Origin of the sequence: Aerosakkonema funiforme FACHB-1375, from assembly GCF_014696265.1 — a bacterium.
Lineage (GTDB): Bacteria > Cyanobacteriota > Cyanobacteriia > Cyanobacteriales > Aerosakkonemataceae > Aerosakkonema > Aerosakkonema funiforme_A.
In genome coordinates this window covers 81064-87516 of the sequence record NZ_JACJPW010000020.1, presented here as the reverse complement: position 1 = coordinate 87516, position 6453 = coordinate 81064, and the positions used below count along the sequence as shown (strand labels likewise).

Below are 6453 nucleotides of genomic sequence, written 5' to 3'. Positions count from 1 at the left end.
AAGCGAATCAAGCACAAAACGCTTGGTTAAGTGCGGAACCGCTCTTGTATGCGGCTTGGAGACAGGCGACCACGAAAATTAACTTGCGATTAGGAGGACAAGTTCCTCCTTCCTTTGGAAAATTCCCAGAGTCAGAGCGAGTCGCAGCGAAAGTTCAAAATACTAACACTAAGAACTTGGATGTTGTACCAATTTGGGAGAGCCAAGTGGAGGTTTTATCGCATTTTGAACCCCCGTCCCTTTAGGGCTGGGGTGGCTTCAGTACATAATCACCGTACCGCTTGAGATGGCGAGTGCCTTACACCAGAAGTCAACTCTGTGGTATTACACCTTAAATCTAGAATAACTGTTGCCAGCCCGATCGCACTCCTCCCTCCCCCAACAACTACCAAAGCAAAGCGCCCCAAACTCATCATTGAATTTGGAGCGCTTTCTCATTCCTAAAAGATTAAAAAATCAATCAGGTAAACGTGAAATAACCACCAGAAAGACTCAAATTATTCGAGCCTTGCACGATCGCAATCAACTCATTTTGACCGAGAGTTTTCTGATAGATTGCCGTTCCAGTTGGTAAACCGCTTGGGGAACTACCAAGAACATAGCCACCAGCGGAACCGCGCAGCTCGATTCTATCTTGACTGGAATTGAAATCAAGAATGAGGGCGTAATCGCTTGTGCCAGATTTAGAATCATTGCCGTCATTGTAGTAAAACTTAACGGCATCTCCCAACACAAACGTATCGCTATCAAAACCGCCAACTAGCGTATCTATCTCGCCCAATCCAGGATTGGAAGCTTTGCGATCGACACCGACTAAGCGATCGTTTCCTTTGTCACCATACAGCAAATCCGATCCAGTTCCACCAAAGAGAACATCATTATCTGCACCGCCGAACAAACTGCTGTTACCTTCCCCGCCATCAATAGTATCATTGCCTTTGTTGCCGGCGAGAAAGTCCTTGCCCTTGCCAAAAATCAGATCGTTACCGTCATCGCCAACGATAAAATCTTCACCGCTACCGCCGTAAATTACATCATTATCTTTGCCACCAGAAAGAGTATTATTTCCTTCCCCGCCATAGATAGTGTCTTCACCGTCCTCACCGAAAATGAAGTCATTACCGGCGTCTCCATAGAAAATATCTTTGCCTTTGTTGCCAACAAGGTAGTCATCGCCCTTACCGCCAAACACCAAATCATCCCCACTATCGGCAAAAATGGAGTCATTGCCATTACCGCCGGAGATGGTATCGTTGCCGGAACTGCCAAACACCGGTACTCCTGCCTTAACAGGAGGCGGCGGAACGGTGACAGCCTTAGTATCGTTATCTCTAATAGTGGCAACACCTTGGGAATCGGCGATGTCAGCGCCGATGGGATTGCTCAAATTAACGAAGAAATTTTCGTCAAACTCCTGTCGCGTATCATCGACAACATTGACAGTGATAGTTTGTTTGGTTTGACCGGGATTGAATACCACCTGACCGCTGAAAGCAGGGGGGGCGATGTCAGGGCGTTCGCCTAAGATTTGGCCGCGAATTGCACCGTTGGGAGACCCTTTGGTGTGGACATTGAGATACAATCCAGTATCTTTTCCCGGCGTTGCGGTGCGGAGGGCAGACACAAAACTGCTTAAAGATTGACCGGCAGCATCTGTTGTTTCCCAAACGCCGGTGATAATTGTAGAGCCATCCGAGTCTATGGTAGCGTTCCAGTCATCCGCATCTTGAGAAGCTTTGGAAATATCTAAAGCGATCGGGCCATTCGCCCCTTGGCCCCCAACGTGGAAATGAACGCCAGTCACATCATCGCTAGTGCTGGAAGTTTGAGATGCTTTACCCAGCAAAGAACCAAAGTCCAAACCGGCCACTTTGATCCTGTAGCTGAGTCCATCCCCCCCCCGATTCAGTTCTAACAAGCTGATACCGTTAGCTGTGGAACTGGTGGGTGGCACTTCTTCCGCGCCGCTTAAAACAGCATCGAAGCTTTTGGTGCCGTCGAAAGTATCGCTGGCGATCGTATAATTTACCCTCACCACCTGGTCGCTTGCTTTTGACAAGCTGACAACAAAGTTGGCAGGAACGTTACCTTCTGTTACCGACACATTCCCGATCGAAATTGTGGGTAGAATCGGTTCTTCTGGTGGCGGCGGTATATCGGTCGTATCGTAAACGTAACCGATTTGCTGAATCGACAGCATCTGTTCCGGAGTGACATTGCCAAACTGATACATCGGGTCGTTGATATCAACCCCTGTATTACCGCTATCTAGAGGCAGATAGGGACGGAAACCGGGAGTGTTTTGGTGGCGTTCCATCCACTCCGTCCAGAGGCGATCGATGTTAGCGTGATGCAGAAAGAACACCGGATCGTTGGGAGAAGTCGCCAAACCCATATTCCCACCCACCCATACGTGGGGATTGCCGTGGGGACGACCTTCCAGCGCAGGCCAAAAAGTATTGAATGTCGGTTGATTGAGAACCGCCTCTATCTGAGAAGGTAACGGTAAGTTGGCAGTCCCCGGAAACTGCGACGGGTCTTGCCGGGAACCGATACTGCGTTGGAGAAATCGCGCCTGTCCGTTGGGATTGAGAGCTGATGGAGAATTAAAGTTAAATGTCCAGATCCCCTGCTGGTTTAAAGTCTGAGTCGGCTGATTCCGTTGGGAAAAAGATGGCGCACGGAATGGCCCCGCACTCACGAGATTGCTGTCTTGCGCGTTGCCAAAACCTCCCATGAAGTTGTCCGTGAAGACGGCGCGGGTACTATCCGAGTTGGTGGGGTCCCAGTACGGCAGCGTAACGGACGGGTCAACCGATCGCAAATCGTTCTCGAATCGACGCAGCATTTCTCGATGCCACGGCAAAAATGGTGGCGTGAAGTGAACGGGCGGCATTTCACCCGGTATCATTTGTCCGCTGGAATTCAGTTCGCCAAACGCTAATTGGTGTATCCTCACGTAGTAATCGTAAGCGTTTGGTGGCGTTACGTTTGTGCCAGTTGCCGGGTCGAAAATTGTGTACGGGGATGGCCTGTTTTTTAATGCTTTAACTGCATTGACAAATCGCTGTTTTTCTGTATCCGTAAGGTCTTTGGCGTCTTTGCGAACTATCAGATTCTCATCGGTGTGATTCATGTGTTTCTTGCATCCTATTTGGTAATCGCAATACCCCGGAAGTTGATGCGACCCTTTCCGACTCGTCGGTTGGCTGAAAAATATTGCCTTCTGGGCTGGCTTCTAAAGCGGCTTTAAATATTGTCGCCTCAGAAGTTACTTTAAGCGAGCCGACTCTTTTATCCGATTCGGCTGATATAAATTCCTCCTAAAGTGACTTTACCTGGGTTTAAAAAGTTCTCATCTGTTATCAGTTCTTTGCAAACTCAGCAATTACTTGTCAGTAAGTAAATATTCACAAGCGCCTTTTTTTAAGTATTTTCCCTAATTCTTTACAGCAAATTTAAATTATTCTAGCTTAGCAACAGTATGTTTGCTTAATACCAAATCTGCTGCGATGACGCTTTTTATGTCGATCGACTGTAGAGACGTTTCATGAAACGTTTCTACAATGTTTAGACCAAAAATTAAACGACGAACAAACCCGGATTTGCTATAAGAACCCATCATCAATAAAAAACCCCCTGTTGGGGGGAGAATATATCACAAAAAGGCTAATTGCAATCACAAAATATAAAGCAGCAGGAAGAGAATTATCCACACGATATCGACAAAGTGCCAGTAAATTTCTGCTGCTTCTACACCAAAGTGGCTTTCGCTGCTGTAGTGGTCTTTTTTGAGCGATCGCCACAACACGCCCAGAATTAGCAGCACCCCAAAACAAACGTGCAAACCGTGAAAGCCAGTCAAAACATAAAATGTGCTGGCATACAAATTTGTTCTGAGACCGAATTCGAGATGGCTGTATTCATAAACCTGACCGAATAAGAAAATGATGCCCATAATGGCAGTGGCGATAAACCAATTTCGCAAACCCGCCACATTGTTTTTCTTAATCGCTGTATCGGCATTATGAATGACAAAACTGCTAGAGATCAAAATCAGGGTGTTAATTCCGGGCAGCAATAACTCCCGTTCTGGCGTTCCTTCCGGTGGCCATGTCGGTGCCACAGCTCGAAAGGTAAGGTAGGCGGCAAACAAGCCTAAAAAGATCATTCCTTCTGCAACTAGGAACACAATCACCCCGAAAACGCGGTGATCGGGATGGCCTTCGTGATGGCTTGCTGCGGCAGTCTCAGCACTATGGTGATAGTTGAGGGCAGTCTTAGCTGGATCGACAGTTGAACTTTGCATGACTTTCTATTGTGGTCAGTGGTCAGTGGAAGAAGCGGCTAGGGGCTAGGGGTTAGGGGAAAAGGGGAAAAGGGGAAAAGGGAAAAAGGGAAAAAGGGGAAAAGGGAAAAAGGGGAAAAGGGAAAAAGGGAAAAAGGGAAAAGGGAAAGTAAAAGATTTATTCTTCCACTCCCCCGCTCCCCCACTCCCCCACTCCCCTAGCCCCTCTTTTTACTCCTGCTTGCGGTCTTCCGGATTCACAGCAACATCTGGATCGGGTTTAGCCCGCAACACCGAGTTTGGCCCGCCGGACAACATCGGGTCTTCATCCTGAAGAGTTTCGGTTGCAACATTTGACTCGGAGTTTGAAGGCATAACAGAAGTAGAAGTGGCAAAAAAGTCTGAAACTGTAGCTTTTTGTAGGGGTACACCGGATGGCGTTCTAGCTTCGGCAGCCTTACTCTTGCTAGCCATAAGTTTCCGAATTTGGAGAGGATTGACCATACCGTAGTCATACGGCCCGCTAGCCAAAACCGGGTCGCCAAAGAAATTCTCAACTGGTGGGGGTGAAGAAGTCATCCACTCTAAGGTCAGACCTTGCCAGGGGTTATCGGCAGCTTTGGGGCCGTACAACCAACTCCAAATGGCATTGACGAGAAACGGAATTGTGGAAACTGCCAGAATAAAGGCACCTATGGTGCAAACCATATTCAGCGCGGCAAATTTGGGATCGTACATAGCTACCCGGCGGGGCATACCTTCCAGACCCAGCTTGTGCATAGGAAGGAAGCAGATATTAAATCCGACGAACGTCAGGGCAAAATGGACTTTTCCCCAGGTTTCGTTCATCATCCGACCCGTCATTTTGGGGAACCAGTGATATAACGCACCATACAAACCGAAGACGCTACCGCCGAATAAGACGTAGTGCAGGTGGGCGACAACGAAATAAGTATCGTGAACGTGAATATCGAAAGGTGCCGAAGCTACCATGATGCCACTGATACCGCCGATCACAAACATGGATATAAATCCGATCGCAAAGATCATGGCACTGTTGAGGCGCAGTTTGCCGCCCCACAAAGTAGCCAACCAACTAAACACCTTGATACCTGTGGGTACGGCGATGATCATTGTGGCGATCATAAAGAACATCCGCAACCAACCGGGGGTGCCGCTGGTGAACATATGGTGCGCCCAAACGATCAGCCCCAAAAAGCTAATGGCCAAACTGGAATAAGCGATCGCCCGATAGCCGAAAATGGGTTTGCGGGCATGAACTGGCAGAATTTCCGAAATCATCCCGAACACCGGCAGAATCATAATGTAAACCGCCGGGTGGGAATAAAACCAGAACATATGCTGGTAAACTATCGGATCGCCGCCGCCAGTTGGGTTAAAGAAAGCCGTACCCGCGATCAGGTCAAAACTCAGCAGAATCAAAGCACCTGCCAATACAGGAGTTCCGATTAAAATCAGTGCCGAAGCTGCTAGCATCGCCCAGCAAAACAACGGCATTTGATTCAAACTCATACCGGGAATTCGCATCGTCAATAGGGTGGTGAAAAAATTCACCGCACCCAAAATTGAAGAACTTCCCAATAAGAGAACGCTGAGTATCCAAATCAACTCACCCGCTTTGCTGCCGTTAATTAGGCTCAAAGGTGGATAAGATGTCCAACCCGAACCGGCTGCCCCCACAAAAAAGCTGGCCAGAAGCAGCACACCGGCAGGTGGGATAATCCAAAAGGCAACAGCATTCAAACGCGGGAACGCCATATCCCGCGCCCCGATCATTAAAGGAATTAGATAATTGCCAAATCCACCGGTCGCCGCAGGCACAATCCACAAAAAAATCATGACGGTGGCGTGGATTGTGAAGAAACTGTTGTAGAGTTCGGGACTGACAAGATCTGAGTCTGGGGTAGCTAGTTCGGCGCGAACAGCTGATGCTAAAGCACCGCCGATTAAATAGAAGATAAACGATGTGACCAGGTATTGAATGCCGATCACTTTATGGTCGGTGCTAAAGCCAAAGTATTTTCCCCAATTATTGCCACTTTCTTCGGTTCCGTGGCCTATATTGTCTGGTTCTTGAAGCTGTACTTGTGTAGTCATATCAATTTGGGATTGGGGATGCAAGGATTTTAGATTCTAGATTTTAG

Annotated in this window: 4 protein-coding genes; 1 reads left to right on the top strand and 3 read right to left on the bottom strand. The window is 48.0% G+C overall.

The window, feature by feature from the left end; genetic code table 11:
• Positions 1 to 245: hypothetical protein (locus tag H6G03_RS37530; protein ID WP_206756621.1), on the top strand; the 245-nt coding region annotated here is incomplete at its 5' end.
• 215 nt (positions 246 to 460) lie between these two features.
• Here H6G03_RS37530 and H6G03_RS10235 read toward each other — a convergent pair.
• The 3 genes from H6G03_RS10235 to ctaD all read right to left on the bottom strand — a co-directional run bounded on the left by H6G03_RS10235 (position 461) and on the right by ctaD (position 6406).
• A complete protein-coding gene (locus H6G03_RS10235; protein ID WP_190464261.1) occupies positions 461 to 3136 on the bottom strand; it encodes a tyrosinase family protein in 2676 nt (891 codons plus the stop codon).
• A 543-nt stretch (positions 3137 to 3679) separates the two neighbouring features.
• Positions 3680 to 4309 (bottom strand): cytochrome c oxidase subunit 3, encoded by a 630-nt coding sequence (locus tag H6G03_RS10230; RefSeq protein ID WP_190464260.1) that lies wholly within the window; start codon positions 4307 to 4309, stop codon positions 3680 to 3682.
• Between the two features lie 210 nt (positions 4310 to 4519).
• Entirely contained in the window at positions 4520 to 6406 is a 1887-nt protein-coding gene (gene ctaD, locus H6G03_RS10225; RefSeq protein ID WP_190464259.1) for a cytochrome c oxidase subunit I, read from the bottom strand.
• Between the last annotated feature and the right edge of the window lie 47 nt (positions 6407 to 6453).

Coding starts and splice junctions, on each gene's coding strand:
- H6G03_RS10230 (WP_190464260.1), bottom strand. CDS start 4,309: ATGCAAAGTTCAACTGTCGATCCAGCTAAGACTGCCCTCAACTATCAC.
- H6G03_RS10235 (WP_190464261.1), bottom strand. CDS start 3,136: ATGAATCACACCGATGAGAATCTGATAGTTCGCAAAGACGCCAAAGAC.
- ctaD (WP_190464259.1), bottom strand. CDS start 6,406: ATGACTACACAAGTACAGCTTCAAGAACCAGACAATATAGGCCACGGA.